This is a genomic window from Bacillus sp. FSL E2-8900 (assembly GCF_037966225.1).
Lineage (GTDB): Bacteria > Bacillota > Bacilli > Bacillales > Bacillaceae_G > Bacillus_A > Bacillus_A cereus.
Genome location: NZ_CP150193.1, coordinates 825,679 through 843,097, shown reverse-complemented (window position 1 = coordinate 843,097; position 17,419 = coordinate 825,679). Strand labels below are relative to the sequence as shown.

The window sequence follows — 17,419 nt, the reverse complement described above, 5'->3', positions numbered from 1 at the left end:
AAAAAGCATACCGCCGCTTGACGATATGCACAGGAATGCATAAAAGCGTACGTTACGATATACGCAACGTACGCTTCTTATAAGACAAAGATGCCCTATATATCCGTACGGGTTGCGTAATGATATGAATGTTTTCTGCCATTTAACAGAGCTAAGCCCATTACATTTACGATTACAATCATTACGCACACCCCTTTCATTTATTTTCCATTTATAATCTTACAACTTTATTGAGTATTCTGTCAATTATTTTTTCACACTTTAAATAAAAATATATGATACACCATTTTGAAATAAGGGAATGTTCTGTAAGAAAGGGCATACAAAATAAAAAAAGAATAAGAAATCGTTTTCACAAACATTTCATTTGAAAAATGTTATCAAACCCCCTACAATCACCTTATACTCACTCTTACAAGTTGCTATTTTAGGAGGACTAATCATGACAACTAGCAATACGTACAAATTTTATTTAAACGGAGAATGGAGAGAAAGCTCTTCAGGAGAAACAATCGAAATTCCATCTCCATACTTACACGAAGTAATTGGACAAGTACAAGCAATTACTCGCGGAGAAGTAGATGAAGCAATTGCATCTGCAAAAGAAGCTCAAAAATCATGGGCCGAAGCTTCTCTACAAGATCGCGCAAAATACTTATATAAATGGGCTGATGAGCTCGTAAATATGCAGGATGAAATTGCCGATATCATTATGAAAGAAGTCGGTAAAGGATATAAAGATGCGAAGAAAGAAGTTGTTCGTACAGCTGACTTCATTCGTTACACGATCGAAGAAGCTTTACATATGCACGGAGAAAGCATGATGGGCGATAGCTTCCCGGGCGGTACAAAATCTAAGCTTGCGATTATCCAACGCGCACCACTTGGTGTTGTATTAGCAATCGCACCATTTAACTACCCAGTAAACTTATCTGCTGCAAAACTTGCACCAGCATTAATTATGGGTAACGCTGTTATTTTCAAACCAGCAACTCAAGGTGCAATTAGTGGTATTAAAATGGTTGAAGCACTTCATAAAGCTGGCCTTCCAAAAGGTCTTGTAAACGTAGCTACAGGACGCGGTTCTGTAATTGGTGACTACTTAGTAGAGCACGAAGGCATCAATATGGTATCGTTCACAGGCGGTACAAACACAGGTAAACATTTAGCGAAAAAAGCTTCAATGATTCCACTTGTATTAGAACTTGGTGGTAAAGATCCTGGTATCGTTCGTGAAGATGCTGACTTACAAGATGCTGCAAACCATATCGTAAGCGGTGCATTCTCTTACTCTGGTCAACGTTGTACAGCTATTAAACGTGTACTTGTACACGAAAACGTAGCGGACGAGCTTGTTAGCTTATTAAAAGCGCAAGTAGCTGAACTATCAGTTGGATCTCCAGAACAAGACAGCACAATCGTTCCATTAATCGACGACAAGTCTGCTGACTTCGTTCAAGGTTTAGTTGACGACGCTGTAGAAAAAGGTGCTACAATCGTTATCGGTAACAAACGTGAGCGTAACTTAATTTACCCAACATTAATCGATCACGTAACAGAAGAGATGAAAGTTGCTTGGGAAGAGCCATTCGGCCCAATCCTTCCAATCATCCGTGTTTCTTCAGATGAACAAGCAATTGAAATTGCTAACAAATCAGAGTTCGGTCTGCAAGCAAGTGTCTTCACTAAAGACATTAACAAAGCATTTGCAATTGCTAACAAAATCGAAACTGGTTCTGTACAAATTAACGGACGCACAGAGCGCGGCCCTGACCACTTCCCATTCATCGGTGTAAAAGGTTCAGGTATGGGCGCACAAGGTATTCGTAAGAGCCTTGAGTCTATGACACGTGAAAAAGTAACTGTATTAAACTTAGTTTAATCTTATAAAAAGAAGCTGATCTATTTTTAGATCAGCTTCTTTTCTATATAAATACTTCCGAAAAACGGAGTATTTCGTTCTACTTCCGATTTGGTTTTCCAAATCGAACTAAAACATGCCATAATAATTTTAATTCCTGAAGCACTTCTTCATAAGTTCCACGATCACTCCAAGATAATGGATTGCGTTTCAAATCCACTACAGCAGAGCCAATTATATTTGCATCGATGCAATGATTCCGTGCAATACGTCTTGCTAAAGATGGCATTTTTGAACCTCTAAAATCCATCGGAACTTCGTCTACCGCAAGTACAAAACCGATGTGCCAATACAAATCAATCGCATACTTCAGGCAAATTTCTTCTAAAACTCTTCCTACATCCGTACCCTTAAATGAAGGATCTGCAACAAGCGCCTCCACGTCTTCTTTAAGAGAAATCTCTCCATGAATCTGCGCTTCAATATAATGATTAAGATTACGGGCTGGCTCTTTGCTTACTACATCTATAAACGGCCTTTTCAGGTTAGCCAGTAAATGATTAATTAATATTGTTGGAGTCAAATTTCCTTCACCAATTGCAAAATCTCTTACAAATGTCTCTTCCAAAAGAGCAGCTAAAATCATATCAAACTCCTCATAAGTCCCCTTTTCTTTCGGATCTTGATGCGAATCTAAATACGTATATGTAGAGCGCGAAGAAACTTTTGGAGATAAGAGAAAATAACAGGAACCAAAACGCGGAGCCGGCCCATCTGGATGTAACATTAAATTTAGCGCTCCATATTTTGGCCGTTGATTATTTGTTACGCCTTCTAATTGATATGCTCCTCCAAATATTCTTTTTTCCCAAAGGTCACGTTCACCACCAGGGTAAGCAGATACGCTTCCATTAGATAGCAATGTTTCAAACTGACTTTTATATACTCCTTGCTCAAACAGTGCTTCAGCAACACTTTTCATATTCGAATCTAGTCTGTCTGGATGAAAGTGTAAAGCAATCCTTGCATGAGATTTTAAATTAGCGACAGCTTCTTCAAATATTTCATCTGTAATATTAGACATTTTAAGTATATGATTAATCGTTGCTTTAGCCCCACGTTTTTCGTTCTCTGCATATTTTGAAATATACTCTAAAGCAAATAATTGAGATCTTAATAATTCCATAATCCAATCTCCCCTTTAATTGAACTGCCCTTAAACACTTCAATTAAAAGCTTATTCTTTCCTTCTTATGAAACGAACCTCATTTATTAAAAAAGTAATTTACTAAATCTTAATTATGTATACACGCATTTTTCATAGGCAAATGTACACATTCTACAGAAATTTGATACCCTAGCCATCGCTCAGCGATATGTTCAAATGATAAAACAGATCCCGTTGTAAAAAAGCGATGCTTCGGATTCAGATTGTCAGACAAAATTCCTTTGTGCTGTAAAATGGTACTTAACTCTATCGCTGTTTCTTCTGCAGAACTAATAATCGTTATGTCTTCTCCTAGTTCCTTTTTTATATAGGACTCTAAAAGTGGATAATGCGTACATCCAAGAATTAACGTATCTATATCTTCTTTCGTTAATGGAAGTAAAGCTTGTTTCACTTGCTGCGTGACATATGCTGTATCTTCTAATTGATTTTCTACAACTGTGGCTAAAGTCGGGCAAGCATAGCTATGCACTTCCAAATATGTATCCAGCTCGTGTAATGCTTTTTCATACATATTAGATTTTATCGTACCTACAGTTCCAATTACCCCGATTTCCCCTTTCTTTGTAACTTTAATTGCCGCTCTTGCTCCTGGATGTATAACGCCAATAACTGGAATGGAAAGTGCTTCTTGCAGCGCATTCAATGCAGCAGCTGCAGCAGTATTACATGCTACGACTAGCGCTTTTAATGGAAACTGTTTGAGGAACTCAACCATTTCAAATACGAAAGATTGCACCTCCTCTACACTTCTTGGCCCATACGGACAACGCTTATTATCACCAATATAATAAATGCTTTCTTTAGGCAATTGTCTTATAATTTCGCTCGCAACTGTTAATCCTCCAACTCCCGAATCTAGCACACCTATTACTGAATGTTTATGACATACAGACATTTACTTCATCCCCTTTTCAATCATCTAGCGCTAATAACATGTATTATATTACGAAAATTCAAATATCACATAACAATCCCTCTTACTTTTAATCACAAACTCTTCTCTATAATCTGATTATTACTATATCCATTGACGTATAAAAATTCATTTGTTACTCTTAAAGACGTTAATTTAATATTTAAATCCTCATTCGTATCTCGGTGAGGTAGAGGTTGCAATCATTAAGAGTATCATTTCAGGAGATGTAGTGGCATTGATGAAGGAATGAGAAAGGAATGGTTGCCGAAGTAAGTCGTGTCCACCATGCACGCTTGCTGGGTCTGCATTTAATAAGTGCAGAACTGTCACAAACGTTTCGTTTGTGGAGAGCTATCGAGAGGTATGTCGTGGGTTTCTTATAAGATAGAAAGCATGTAGCGGCAAATTACGTGCTTTTTTTGTTTTGTTTGGGACTTCTCTTCCTGACTCAGGAAGACATACATATCTCCTCGCTTGACTTGGTTATACTAACTTTGGAGGTATTTTCTATGCAACAAAAAAAATGGGGCTTTTGGGTACTAACAGCTTTCGTTGTCGGTAACATGGTTGGCGCTGGTATTTTCATGGTGCCAAGTACGTTGGCACAAACAGCAAGCCCACTCGGTGTCACTTTAGCTTGGTTAACTACAGGGTTTGGTGTTTTAATGCTAGCTCTTGTTTTCGGTAATTTAGCAATTCGTCGTCCTGATTTAACGACAGGGCCACAAAGTCATGCATATGCTTTATTCTCAACACCAAAAAAGAAAAAAATGGCTGGCTTCAGTATGGTATGGGGATATTGGGTTGCAAACTGGGCAAGTAACGTTGCCATCATTACATCATTTGCGGGATATTTATCACTCTTCTTCCCAATTATGAAAGATACGCGACTACTATTTTCAATCGGCTCGTTTAACGTAGAAGTCGGAAAACTAATTACATTTACGATTTGTTCCATCTTACTTTGGGGAACTCATATTATATTAACAAACGGTGTAAGCGGAGCTGGAAAACTAAACTTCTTAGCAACAACAACGAAAGTAACTGGATTCCTTTTATTCATCGTCGTTACGTTATTTGCATTCGAAGCTTCTAAGTTTGGACAATGGTACACACCGATGATTGATAAATCAGGTGCATCACACGGTCTTCTTTCACAAGTGAATTTAGCTGCTCTTACAACACTTTGGGCGTTTATCGGAATTGAATCAGCCGTTCTTTTATCAAACCGTGCTGTTTCTCCAAAAACGGTAAAACGCGCAACAGTTGCGGGATTACTTATTACAGTTGCCATCTACTTAGGAATCACAATTTTAACAATGGGTGTACTTCACGTTGATAAATTACAAGCTTCTGAACGTCCATTAGCAGATGCACTAAACGCTGCAATGGGTCACGGCGGCGGGAAACTGATGGCATTACTTGCTCTTACTTCCCTGTTCGGTTCTATCTTAGGCTGGATTTTATTAAGCTCAGAAGTACCTTATCAAGCAGCAAAAGAAGGTTTCTTCCCTTCCTTCTTCACGAAAACAAATAAAAAAGGAAGTCCAATTTACTCATTACGATTAACAAACATTATGTCGCAAGTATTCCTATTCTCAACATTATCAGGAACCATTGCGGAAGCTTATACATTCGTTATTACCGTATCAACACTGGCCTACCTCATTCCATATCTCGTTTCACCAATCTTCCAGTTAAAACTAGTCGCAACTGGTGAAACATATAAAAATGAAATGCGGGCAAGAATTACAGATGGCATAGTCGCAGTTATCGCACTTTGCTACGCACTATGGGTTATTAAAACCGGCGCATCCGATATAAAAACGTTCCTTCTCGGAATTGGTTTATTCGTAATTGGATTTGCTTTCTATCCATTAATGAATCGTGATCAGAAAAAAAATAACGAAAAGAAAAACGGGCAAGTTGCATAACGCAATTTGCTCGTTTTTTCTTTTGTAAAACATATATAATAGAACAAAGAGGTGAAAAACATGTCAATCGAATCGCTATGGAGCAGTCGCTTCCAACAACATATTCAAAATATCATTACATACTTTGCACGTATGATTAACGGTTTACTATATAGCTTTATCTTTATTTCATGCGTTGGTGCATATTATTATGCTCAGTTTCTAAAAGCATCTCCTTCTAAAGGAATATCTTTAATAATTATAACGATTGTACTTACATTCATTATAACGAGATGCCCTATCCGTACATTTATTCAAAAACCTGATGCTGTCTATTTACTAGCACTAGAAGAGAAATTAACATCTTATTTCAAAAAATCTCTTCTATACAATTACATCATTCAGCTTTTCCCATTGTTATTTACGTTCCTTATTCTCGTTCCACTTGCTATGCAATCATTACAATTAACGGTACCTTTTTTATGTACAATCTTTATCGTGTTAATGATTACGAAAGCCTGGAACATGTACATACATTGGATGTGGCGTGATAGTCACGAAAAAAATATATGGCTAATCATTTGTATTACTTGTAACGCCCTAATCATTTACATGCTGTTTTATTCCGCAAATGTTCTCATATTGGGCGGACTACTCTTACTACTTGCTTTCCTACTTCTATATACGAAAAAACAGCCTACAAAACGAATACCGTGGGATTACATAATCGAGCAAGAAGAAAAAATGAACGTTCGTTTTTATCAATTTGCTAACATTTTCACAGATGTTCCGCAACTGAATAAACAAGTAAATAAAAGAAAATGGCTTACAAATTGGATTGAACCTTTATTACATAAAAAACGAGCAACTTTCTTCTACTTACATACACTAGCATTTTTACGTGGAAATGATTATTTCGGTATATATATTCGCTTAGGATTGATCGGTGCTTTCGCCTTATATTTCATACCAAATATATACGTAAAAGGCGCTATCGCTTACATCGTTTTATATATGATCTCTATGCAGCTTCGTTCACTATGGAAATATTTTTCGGGAAATATTATTGTAGCATTATATCCAACCCATACTGAAGAAAGGATGAAGCAATTTCTTAGCTTAATCTTTATATCGCTAAGTATTCAACTCATTGTATTTTCAATTGTTATACTCATTGCTACAGGACAATTTTTACATAGTCTTATCATTATGATTATCGGATTAATCTGGATCAAATTTATTATTGTACCAAAAACGAAGCAAAGAATTTCCGCATTTTAACGAAAAGAATTATCTAAAAAGCCAAGGAGAAAATAAATTTTCTCCTTGGCTTTTTTATTTTTTAATGTTAAACCTATCGTTCATACTTAATTAAAAACTTTAGGTATGTTACTCCTGTTTTTCTTAAGCATAGGGTGCTATACAAACTCCCTTTCTTCCCCTTGATGTTTTAGGGTTTAATTATGATTTTTACATACAAAAATCATAATACATGTTTACATACTAATAAAAAGGGTATCTATTAAATTAACAGAGTAAAGGAGGGGCCTATATTGTGAATAAAAAAATGGAGCAATTGAAGCACCATGTTACGGATAATCAACGCAAACATGCTTTAACAACAAATCAAGGGGTAAAAATAGCTGAAGATGAATTTTCTTTAAAGATGGGCTTAAGAGGCCCAACCTTAATGGAGGATTTCCACTTTCGCGAGAAAATGACCCATTTTGATCACGAACGAATTCCCGAAAGGATTGTTCATGCACGCGGGGTTGGCGTACATGGTTATTTTCAGCTTTATGAATCGTTAGAAGCCTATACAAAAGCAGATTTCCTTACTAATCCTTCAAAGAAAACACCTGTATTTGTACGGTTCTCAACCGTTCAAGGTTCTAAAGGATCCAACGACACAGTAAGAGATGTACGTGGATTCGCCACAAAATTTTATACAGATGAAGGAAACTATGATTTAGTGGGTAATAATATGCCAGTATTCTTTATCCAAGATGCTATTAAATTTCCTGATTTTGTCCATGCAGTTAAACCAGAACCACATAATGATATTCCTCAAGGAGCTAGCGCTCATGATACCTTTTGGGACTTTGTTGCGCATAATCCTGAGTCCACTCATATGGTCATGTGGCAAATGAGCGACCGAGCTATTCCGCGTAGTTTACGAATGATGGAAGGTTTTGGAGTTCACACATTTCGACTCATTAACGCAGCAAGAAAAGCCCATTTCGTAAAGTTTCACTGGAAACCTACCCTCGGGGTTCATTCATTAGTATGGGATGAAGCTCAAAGGATTGCTGGGAAAAATCCTGATTTTCATCGTCAAGATTTATACGAAGCAATTGAAAAAGGGGATTATCCTGAATGGGAGCTTGGATTACAATTAATTCCAGAAGAAGATGAACATAAATTTGATTTTGATATTTTAGATCCAACGAAATTATGGCCAGAAGAAGAAGTTCCCGTAAAATTAGTTGGTAAAATGACATTGAACAAAAATGTTGATAACTTCTTTGCTGAAACAGAGCAGGTAGCTTTTCACCCTGGTCATGTCGTACCAGGTATTGATTTTTCAAATGACCCTCTTCTGCAAGGAAGATTATTCTCCTATACAGATACACAATTATCTCGTTTAGGGGGCCCTAATTTCCATCAAATCCCTATCAATCAGCCCGTATGTCCTTTTCATAATAATCAACGTGATGGTATGCATCAAATGCAGATTCATCGCGGTCAAACAAGCTATCATCCTAATGGATTAAATAACAATCAACCTGCAACCGTCCAAGCCGAACAAGGAGGATATGAACATTATCAAGAAAAGATTGATGGGCATAAAATTAGAGGTCGCAGTAAAAGCTTTCTTAACTTTTATTCTCAGGCTAAACTTTTCTACAATAGTATGAGCCCTATTGAAAAGCAGCACATAAAAGAAGCTTTTTGCTTTGAAGTTGGGAAGTGTAAATCAGACATAGTGAAGGCAAATGTAATTGCTCTCCTAAACCACGTCGATCGTCAATTAGCACAAGAAGTCGCTAACATTATTGGAGCTCCTTTACCTAAGGAAAATCACGAAGTAAATTCAGATGCAAAATCACCTGCACTAAGTATGTCCAATACTATTTTTAAATCTGATTCCAAAAATGTTGCAATTCTATTAAATGGCGACCCAAGCGTCTCCCTTCTGTCCGAATGGATTCAAGCTTTTGCACAGCATCGTATTAACTATAGCATCATAGATAATAAAATTTATCAGTTCAATGCTTCCATTAAAGTAACTGATACTTATACAACAACAGACTCCTCCCTTTTTGATGCAGTATTAGTGTTTAGTAGTGAGTCTGTCATTCACCCCCCTGTTTTAGAATTTGCAGAAACTACTTTTAAACATTTTAAACCGATAGCTCATGTCCTTAGTAATCCTCATGCTTTGGACCATAGTAAGATTAAACTGGATGGAGCAGGAGTTTATAACTTAACAAACACTTCAATTGAATCATTTATAGAAGGCATTGCCCAAGGAAGATTCTGGAGCCGATAATATAATATAAGGAGCGGATTAGAATGAGTAAAAAAATTGCTATTTTAATAACGGATTATTTCGAGGACACAGAATACACAGAGCCAGCAGAAGCTTTTAAACAAAAGGGATATGAATTAACAACTATTGAAGCAGAAAAAGGTAAAACGGTACACGGTAAGCAAGGAAAAAGTGAAGTCGTGATTGATAAAAGTATTGATGATGTTTCTCCAGAAAACTTTGATGCCCTCTTCATACCGGGTGGATTTTCTCCAGATATACTTCGTGCAGATGAACGTTTTGTTCGCTTTAGTAAAGCATTTATGGATGCGGAAAAACCTGTTTTCGCTATTTGTCACGGACCTCAGCTACTCATCACTGCACAAACACTTGAAGGACGTGATGTCACTGGATATAAATCTATTGAAGTCGATTTGAAAAATGCCGGCGGGAACTTTCATGACAAAGAGGTTGTCGTATGTCAAAATCAGCTAGTAACAAGTAGACAGCCAGAGGACATCCCAGCGTTTATTGAAGAATCGTTGCGTATATTAGGATAACTACCCTCCTTTTATTTACATGAAAATAGTTAATCATTGGGGTTTTATTCATCCCCTACTGATTAATTAGCCCTCACCAACTGGTCGTTTACAGGCAATCCGACCACCACAAATAGCAAGATAAATAAAAAGAGGGGAATCCAAAAGTTCAGTTTTAATAATCTTTTGGATTCCCCCTTTTCTCGCCCAAAAATTCCTTATCACTTTTCATAGGCAGTTCTCATATAGTGAAAATGACTATATAATTCCTATCCATAAGTTAAATAATGATTTCGCACATATATAAATACAAAAGATGGGAGCCTTATTTATGAATAACAATCCACCTTCAACGCCCCCAAATCCAACGGAAACGAATAATAATGAAGTGAGCTTACAAACGTTACGCGTTATTGGGCTAATTGTACTGATTAGTGGCTACATATTAGTAACGCTTTCTGAAGTAGGCACATTAAAAAATCTTTTGCTACAGCCTAGTACTACTCCAAATTTAGCTGAAGTTGATCCGTTCTAAAAATTATATAAAAAGCGAATCCCAGTATAACTGGTTCGCTTTTATATAGTTTCATCCAATTTGAGAAACATTTCTCTCATCCTCATACTTCTCTTTCCCTATCGCTTTCATAAATAGTAAAATACTGCTCATACCAACGATAAAGTACAGAGCACTCATGCCCCAAGATGCAATAAATGAACCTAGCATAACACCTAATGCCCCGTTCATTTTTGCCACTTGAAAGACCATTCCGTTAATCGCCATATAAGAACCTCTTGCCTCATTTGGCACCATATCTGCCATAATAGATTGACGCACTGGCACATACATCATCTCACCTACCGTTTGGAAAAGCCCTGCAATTAATAAAATCCATAAGCTATTGCTCGTTCCGAGTATTGTAAATCCAATTGTATAAATGAATAAACCTACATATAAGATTTTCAAATCGTTGAAGCTTTTCAGCATTTTAATAAGAAGTGCTGAACATAACACAACTAAAATTGTATTCTCTGCAGAAATCCAGCTCAGCATGCGAATCCCTGTTAAATCAAACGTAACACCATTCCCGAATAAAAAGTGCACCGTTTCAAATTCCTTCTGCAAGCGAACACCTAAATAATTATTAATTTGAAACTCTAAAGACAATGTACATATACTCGCTGCACAAAAAATTAAAAATGCTTTATCTTTCATCACGACTTTATAACTATCTGCCATATCTTTTAATACATTTTTCTTCTCCACCGTTTTTCGTGCTACATACACTTCTTCCATATACACAGCCATCACATATAAAGTAATAATTGCAACAAGCGTTAATACGATAAACAATTGCAATCTATAGTTTTCAAATAGTAACCCACCAAATATTGCTCCAATCGCAATGGATAAATTAATAGCCCAATAATTAATGCTGTACATTACTTTTCGATTTTCAGGTGTACTCACATCAATTAACATCGCCTCTGTCGCAGGATTCATAAGTCCAGATCCTAAACTATTCACTAGCATAAAGATAAATGTTAACCACGGTGAATCTACATAATCCGAATTCGCAACTCCCATACAAGCAATAGAAATGACTTGTATACTTTGACCGATAATCATAACCTTTTTACGCCCAAGCCGGTCTCCAACATATCCACCGTATAAACCAATTACTAATGAAGCTATGACATTAATGAGTAGTAACGCACCAGCAACCGCACTACCTAACTTTATTGAAAAATAAATCGCCATAAATGGAAAAATCATCGTGGACACAGTACGTGTTAAAAACGAAGTTATAATTCTAATTTTTATATTTCGATGCATACTCCAAAATCCCATTGTTTCCCCCTCCTTATGCTTACTTATTTTACTTTGAAAAAAAGGAAGAAAAAGGTTAGAATATTCTAAAGAGTTTCCCCTTTTATGATAGAAGGAAGTGTATATATGAAAATTATGGACTATTACATTAGACTAAGACTACATGCACAAGATCAACAACATATGCGAAATAGCTTACAAGAATTAGCTGATGTTTTATATTGCAGTACGAAAAACGTAAAGATTTTATTAAAGAAAATGAGTGAGGAACAATTAATTCGCTGGACTCCAGGACGAGGCCGCGGAAATAAAACGGAAATTCTATTTATACATAATTTCGTAGAAGCGATTGAGTCCTATACAGATGAACTGTTAGCGCAAGAAAAATTAAAAGATATCTTTCTTCTTTTAAAAGAACCCCTCCCCCTCGCACTTCAAAAAAAGATAGAAAATAAACTACATCATCATTTTGGATACGAACCTTCAAATGATATGTACGACGTATTAAAGATTCCTATATCAAGAAAGATATTCCCATTAGATCCGGCTTTTGTGGCTGTAACTACAGAGAGCCATCTTACGAGTCAAATTTTTGATACGTTAGTCGTCTATAACGATGTTACTGAAAAAATGGAACCACACATTGCGCATACGTGGGAATTAAGTGAAGACGGGCTTACGTGGACTTTTTATTTACGAAAGGATGTATATTTTCATAACGAAACAGTTTTAACTTCTAAAGATGTACAATTTTCATTTGAAAGACTAAAAGAAGTTCACTCTCCTTTCGAATGGTTAACAGAAGAAATTGTTCAAATTGAAACGCCATCACCACTGCAAATTCGATTTCATTTAGCAAAACCAAATTTATTTTTCTTACACTATGTAAGTTCCATGCAGCTCGCAATTTTACCGCGTGATACGAGTATTCAAAATCATCATTATATAGGTACTGGACCTTTCAAACTTGCTCATTACTCTGAAGATAATATCGTACTCGAAGCGTTCACTCATTATTTTAAAGAGCGCGCATTATTAGACCGTATTGAATTTTGGGGTATTCCTGACCATGTGCAAATAGATGCTGATTATGAACTACCAAACGAAGAGGAAAATGAAAGGCATGATATACAAATAGAAGAAATAGGTTGTATTTATGCTAGCTTCAACTTTACAAAACCTGGTCCTCATCACGATATTTACTTTCGAAAGGCTTGGAGAGAACTATATGATGTTGAAACGATACTTCGTAGCATAGAGGGTAGACGAACAATTGCTGCATCAAGCTTCTTCCCTGATAGAAGCCGCCTTGCAACAAGAAGATCCTACTCTTTAGAAAAAGCAAAAGAGTATTTGAAAAAGAGTACATATAATGGAGAAACGATACATATTTACTTCTTCGCATTTAAAGATAGTGCAAATGATGCATATTTCTTAAAAGAACGATGTGAAAGTTTAGGTATACAAGTAGAGCTTCACCCATTTCCCGTTTCAGATTATATAGATCGCTCTATTGATAAACATGCTGATATTATTTTCATGGGAGAAGTCTTTGCTGCCAATCATGAAATTGCATTCTTAAATGTATTTAAAAATAAAAGTTGCTTCGTAAATCGGTTCATGGACCCGCACTACGAAAAACAAATTAACTGTTTACTAGATACATTTTTACTAGAAGAAAATAAAGAAAAGCGTTATGAACTCATGTATGAGATTGAAGAGTTTTTACAAGCAGAACACATCATTTTATTTAACTATCACGTTTTAAAAAGAAAAACATACCCTTCTTCTTTAAAAAACGTAACAATTGATTCATTTGGTTGGGCAAATTTTGCGAAGTTATGGATACAGCCATCCACGTATTAAAGTGTGAGTTTTTATAAAAGGAGAAGGTACTACATCCTTAGTAGTACCTTCTTCACATACTATTATTTAATTACTCCATCTAAATGATCTTTCAAGTTCACTAAAAACTTCTCTATATCCGGATTCTTCACCACATCATAACAAGCAAAACTCTTTAACGGACTCATACCGAGAAACTTTTGCACGCGATGTAAATGACTAAGCGCTGATTCTAAACTTTCTCCTTCAAAGAACTTCGTCTTATCTCCAAATGCTTTTTCAGGTGCATTCCAAGTTGTAGAGAACATATACTCTTTCTCTTTTAATAAACCACCTGTTCCATATTCATCTGCACCTTTAAAGAACAAACCGTATTCATATACTTCATCCATATACGTTTTAAATAAGCCCGGTACACTAAACCAATAAATCGGTGTTTGATAAATAACAACATCGGCCCATAAAAACTTATCTTGTTCTTCTTTAATATTGTAACCATCTTGAATCGTTGTTGTTTTCACATGATGATTCTCGCCTAATACAGTAACCATATAATCTACTAACGTTCTATTTAATCGTCCTTCCTTTGTACCGTATTTTTCATGTCCATTTATAATAAATATATTTTTCATCGTTTTTCTCTCCCCTATATGATCTACTCTTCGGCTATTAAGCCGAGTTGCTGCTGTAGTGTAAGATTATCTTCTAAATGCCAATCTTCCGTTATCTTTCCGTCTTTCACATGTAAAATATCAATTGCAAAAAAATTAATTTTCTTACCATTATGCTTTCCTGTAAAAGAAAGACGGGCTGTTACTTTATCACCAACAACTAATAAGTCTTCAATCTCACAATGTATATCAGGCACAACTTTACGAAAATTTTGCGCTGCAAACTTTAATCCTTCAATGCCTTGTGGTCGCCCTTTCGGCAATGTATTATCGAAAAAATTTTCAGTAACAGTCTGCGGAATAAGTTCCTCCTTACCTGTATCCCAAAATGCATAAAAACGCTGCGCGGCATGAACCATTTCTGTCGCTTCTTTTTTACTTAGTGAGGGATCAATTGTCATTGCTTTTGGCCTTGGCATTTCTTTTAATAACTGAACTTCACCTTTTTGTTCCGCGCCGCATGCTACAAGCACAATACAAATAACAAACAAACTAAGAAATCCAAGTAACTTTTTTATCCCCATGGAAATCACCACCTCCTTATATAAATCCTTTTTGTTCCGTATTGCTATTGTATATGCACTAACTTCCTTTATGGAAGTAGTGATATTTTTTTCATATAGTTACCAAAAGTATAGTTTTGTGATACTATAAAGCAAATTCATCAAAAAAAATTTTATGGAGGCTAGTTCCATGAACAATATAGATCCAGTTGAATTAACGAAAGGTTTACCTGGCATACCTTGTCCTATCGCTAAAACGCTTGATGTAATTCGTACAAAATGGACGTTTTTAATCATTCGTGATCTTCTTATCGAAGGAACATTACGCTTTAGTGATTTACAAAAATCAATGAATGGGATTAGTCCAAAAACATTATCGCTTCGACTAAAAGAATTAGAGTCTCAAGGCATTATAACGAGAAAAGTATATCCAGAAGTTCCGCCTCGTGTAGAGTACACATTAACGGATAAAGGAAAGCAATTAGAGGGGATTTTTATTGAATTAAAACGGTTTGGGTTAAGTTTATAAAACAAAAACCCCTTACAGTCGTAAGGGGCTTCATTACTTCGCAAAACTTTCAGCCAACTGTTTCTCTCTCCACATAAATGTAATAGCGAGACCAACTATTAAAACAACTCCTGAAAATGCATATGGGTAATGAATGTTCATATCAAATAATATTCCGCCCATCGCTGGTCCTGCGATATTTCCTAAACTCGTATAAGTCGAGTTCATCCCAGCAACGAATCCTTGCTCTTTTCCAGCTGCTTTTGATAAAAACGTCGTTAAAGCTGGACGAAGTAAATCAAATGCTAAGAAAATGAAGCAAGTAACGAGAAGTACAATCCAATAATTAAAGACTACAGTTGAGACGAATGCTAATACTGCACCTACAATTAAACATATTTGGATTAATACTTTCTCACCGAACATGTCTACCAATTTGCCAAACATAAATACTTGCACAACTACCCCAAAGATTGAACTGATTGTAATAATTGCTGCAATATCTTTCGGCGAGAAACCAAATTTATGATCTGAGAATAAGCTAAACACAGTTTCATACGCCGATAATCCGAATGCGAGTACAAATACGATAATAAATGCAATTGCATACATTGGATGTAATGATTTCTTTAAATCACCAATAAAACTTGATTCTTTCGTATTAGAAGAAATCTCTGCAAGTTCTTCTTTCGTTAACGGTTCTTTTAAAATAAAGATTGAAATCACACATGCTATAAAAGCAATTGCTGCTGCAACGAAAAATGGCACACGTATACCGTATTCTGCAATAAATCCGCCGATTCCAGGCCCTATAATGAATCCAGTACTAATAGCCGCAGATAAGTATCCCATCGCCTTTGGACGTTCCTGAATAGATGTAATATCCGCAACATATGCCGTAACACCAGGCATAATAAAAGCAGCACTAATTCCGCCTAATACCCTTGCTACATAAAGCATCCATACATCTTTTCCTAATCCAAAAAGAAGCTCTGAAACACCAAAAATAAATAATCCAATGATTATCATTTTCTTTCTACCGTAAAGATCAACCCACCGGCCTGTAATAGGTGAAGTAATGAGCTGTGCCATTGCAAACACTGCAACGAGATATCCCATCGTCTTCCCTGTTAAATGCATATCATTCATAAAGGACGGCATAACCGGAATGATTAATCCAATCCCTAAAAAAGCGATAAATATATTACTCAAAAGAATGACCAATACCATCTTTTGTTCTTTTATCGGTTTCTTCACTTTCTAACACCTCTTCCCGTAAGTTCCTCTCAAAAAATAATGCCCAAGAAGCTTTTTCTTTATCCTGCTCTTTGCGGGCTAGTAATGAGTGAGGATGCCTCCACTCATTAGAATTTCACTCTATCCTTCCACACATACATAAGCATTAGGTGAATGACTATCATTCAGTTTTCCTCAAAAATGAACCTACCTTTTCAGACAGGTTCATCTTACTACTTCTTTATATGTAGTGCATGTGTTAAAAAATCTAGTACTTCTGCCTTTTGCAAATCCACTTGCTCATCATCTTTATGATCATATAAATAAACTTGTTCCGCTGCTGATTCAACTAGAGCGATAAATAACTTCGCTGTTCGCTCTGCGTGAACCGAATCACGAATTTCACCAGCTTCTTTCGCCTCACTTAAAAATTCGCTTAACCACATATAAAGAGGCTCATACACAGCTTCCCACTCTTTTATATGTTCTGTAGATGCAAGACCTGCATACATTAAAGCTTGTATTTCACGATATTCCTCTATAAATTGAAACACCGCATCGATTACTTGTGCCACTTTATTTGAAAAAGGTACATCTTTTTGTACTTTCTCTTTCACTGCAAGTATCATCTTTTCAACCATCACTTCTGCTATTGCAGGCATAACAGATAGCTTAGAAGGAAAATATAAATAGAAAGTTCCTTGCGCAATGCCAGCTAATTTCACGATATCAGAAATCTTCGTTTTTTCGACGCCCTTTTCCTGAAACACTTCAATAGCTGCATAGACAATTTTCTCTTTTTTATTCATCATCTAAACCCTTTCACACGCATATTG

15 protein-coding genes and 1 riboswitch are annotated in these 17,419 nt (G+C 36.1%); of the genes, 8 read left to right on the top strand and 7 right to left on the bottom strand.

What is annotated here, in order from left to right; all coding sequences use genetic code 11:
- Nucleotides 1–442: 442 nt before the first annotated feature.
- Entirely contained in the window at nt 443–1,882 is a 1,440-nt protein-coding gene (gene gapN / locus NST90_RS04355) for an NADP-dependent glyceraldehyde-3-phosphate dehydrogenase (protein WP_000213634.1), read from the top strand.
- Between the two features lie 79 nt (nt 1,883–1,961).
- Here the strand turns inward: gapN and NST90_RS04350 are convergent, their stop codons facing one another.
- Nucleotides 1,962–3,047, bottom strand: a complete 1,086-nt coding sequence (locus NST90_RS04350) for a DUF3626 domain-containing protein (RefSeq protein WP_000422025.1) — start codon at nt 3,045–3,047, stop codon at nt 1,962–1,964.
- Between the two features lie 109 nt (nt 3,048–3,156).
- Nucleotides 3,157–3,987 carry a glutamate racemase gene (gene racE, locus NST90_RS04345; RefSeq protein ID WP_000109669.1) on the bottom strand — a complete coding sequence of 277 codons (831 nt, stop codon included), beginning with the start codon at nt 3,985–3,987 and terminating at the stop codon, nt 3,157–3,159.
- Between the two features lie 201 nt (nt 3,988–4,188).
- A riboswitch (Lysine riboswitch) is annotated at nt 4,189–4,370 on the top strand.
- Between the two features lie 147 nt (nt 4,371–4,517).
- On the opposite strand from racE, the gene NST90_RS04340 reads away from it, so the two are divergent.
- The 5 genes from NST90_RS04340 (at nt 4,518) to NST90_RS04320 (ending at nt 10,527) form a co-directional block, all read left to right on the top strand.
- Nucleotides 4,518–5,942 carry an amino acid permease gene (locus NST90_RS04340; RefSeq protein WP_001186301.1) on the top strand — a complete coding sequence of 475 codons (1,425 nt, stop codon included), beginning with the start codon at nt 4,518–4,520 and terminating at the stop codon, nt 5,940–5,942.
- A gap of 60 nt (nt 5,943–6,002) precedes the next feature.
- Nucleotides 6,003–7,202, top strand: a complete 1,200-nt coding sequence (locus NST90_RS04335; RefSeq protein ID WP_000021359.1) for an ABC transporter permease — start codon at nt 6,003–6,005, stop codon at nt 7,200–7,202.
- A 274-nt stretch (nt 7,203–7,476) separates the two neighbouring features.
- Entirely contained in the window at nt 7,477–9,474 is a 1,998-nt protein-coding gene (locus NST90_RS04330; protein ID WP_025709952.1) for a catalase, read from the top strand.
- A gap of 23 nt (nt 9,475–9,497) precedes the next feature.
- Nucleotides 9,498–10,013 carry a type 1 glutamine amidotransferase domain-containing protein gene (locus tag NST90_RS04325; protein WP_000037522.1) on the top strand — a complete coding sequence of 172 codons (516 nt, stop codon included), beginning with the start codon at nt 9,498–9,500 and terminating at the stop codon, nt 10,011–10,013.
- Between the two features lie 310 nt (nt 10,014–10,323).
- Nucleotides 10,324–10,527 carry a hypothetical protein gene (locus NST90_RS04320; protein ID WP_001063866.1) on the top strand — a complete coding sequence of 68 codons (204 nt, stop codon included), beginning with the start codon at nt 10,324–10,326 and terminating at the stop codon, nt 10,525–10,527.
- A gap of 51 nt (nt 10,528–10,578) precedes the next feature.
- Here NST90_RS04320 and NST90_RS04315 read toward each other — a convergent pair whose 3' ends face one another.
- Complete coding sequence (locus NST90_RS04315; RefSeq protein WP_000508230.1) at nt 10,579–11,841, bottom strand: MFS transporter; 1,263 nt, start codon at nt 11,839–11,841, stop codon at nt 10,579–10,581.
- Between the two features lie 84 nt (nt 11,842–11,925).
- On the opposite strand from NST90_RS04315, the gene NST90_RS04310 reads away from it, so the two are divergent.
- Complete coding sequence (locus tag NST90_RS04310; RefSeq protein ID WP_025709951.1) at nt 11,926–13,686, top strand: SgrR family transcriptional regulator; 1,761 nt, start codon at nt 11,926–11,928, stop codon at nt 13,684–13,686.
- A 62-nt stretch (nt 13,687–13,748) separates the two neighbouring features.
- Here the strand turns inward: NST90_RS04310 and NST90_RS04305 are convergent, their stop codons facing one another.
- Together NST90_RS04305 and NST90_RS04300 are read right to left on the bottom strand one after the other, a co-directional pair.
- The gene (locus NST90_RS04305) at nt 13,749–14,297 is read right to left on the bottom strand and encodes an NAD(P)H-dependent oxidoreductase (protein WP_000789190.1); all 549 of its coding nucleotides are present in this window, start codon (nt 14,295–14,297) and stop codon (nt 13,749–13,751) included.
- A 23-nt stretch (nt 14,298–14,320) separates the two neighbouring features.
- The gene (locus NST90_RS04300; protein ID WP_061113259.1) at nt 14,321–14,860 is read right to left on the bottom strand and encodes an ester cyclase; all 540 of its coding nucleotides are present in this window, start codon (nt 14,858–14,860) and stop codon (nt 14,321–14,323) included.
- A gap of 169 nt (nt 14,861–15,029) precedes the next feature.
- Between NST90_RS04300 and NST90_RS04295 the strand changes: the two genes are divergently transcribed.
- A complete protein-coding gene (locus tag NST90_RS04295) occupies nt 15,030–15,368 on the top strand; it encodes a helix-turn-helix domain-containing protein (RefSeq protein ID WP_061113258.1) in 339 nt (112 codons plus the stop codon).
- Between the two features lie 33 nt (nt 15,369–15,401).
- Here the strand turns inward: NST90_RS04295 and NST90_RS04290 are convergent, their stop codons facing one another.
- On the bottom strand, nt 15,402–16,604 hold the full coding sequence (locus NST90_RS04290) for a tetracycline resistance MFS efflux pump (RefSeq protein ID WP_000742952.1): 1,203 nt from the start codon (nt 16,602–16,604) through the stop codon (nt 15,402–15,404).
- 212 nt (nt 16,605–16,816) lie between these two features.
- Nucleotides 16,817–17,395, bottom strand: a complete 579-nt coding sequence (locus NST90_RS04285; protein WP_002023345.1) for a TetR family transcriptional regulator — start codon at nt 17,393–17,395, stop codon at nt 16,817–16,819.
- Nucleotides 17,396–17,419 lie beyond the last annotated feature (24 nt).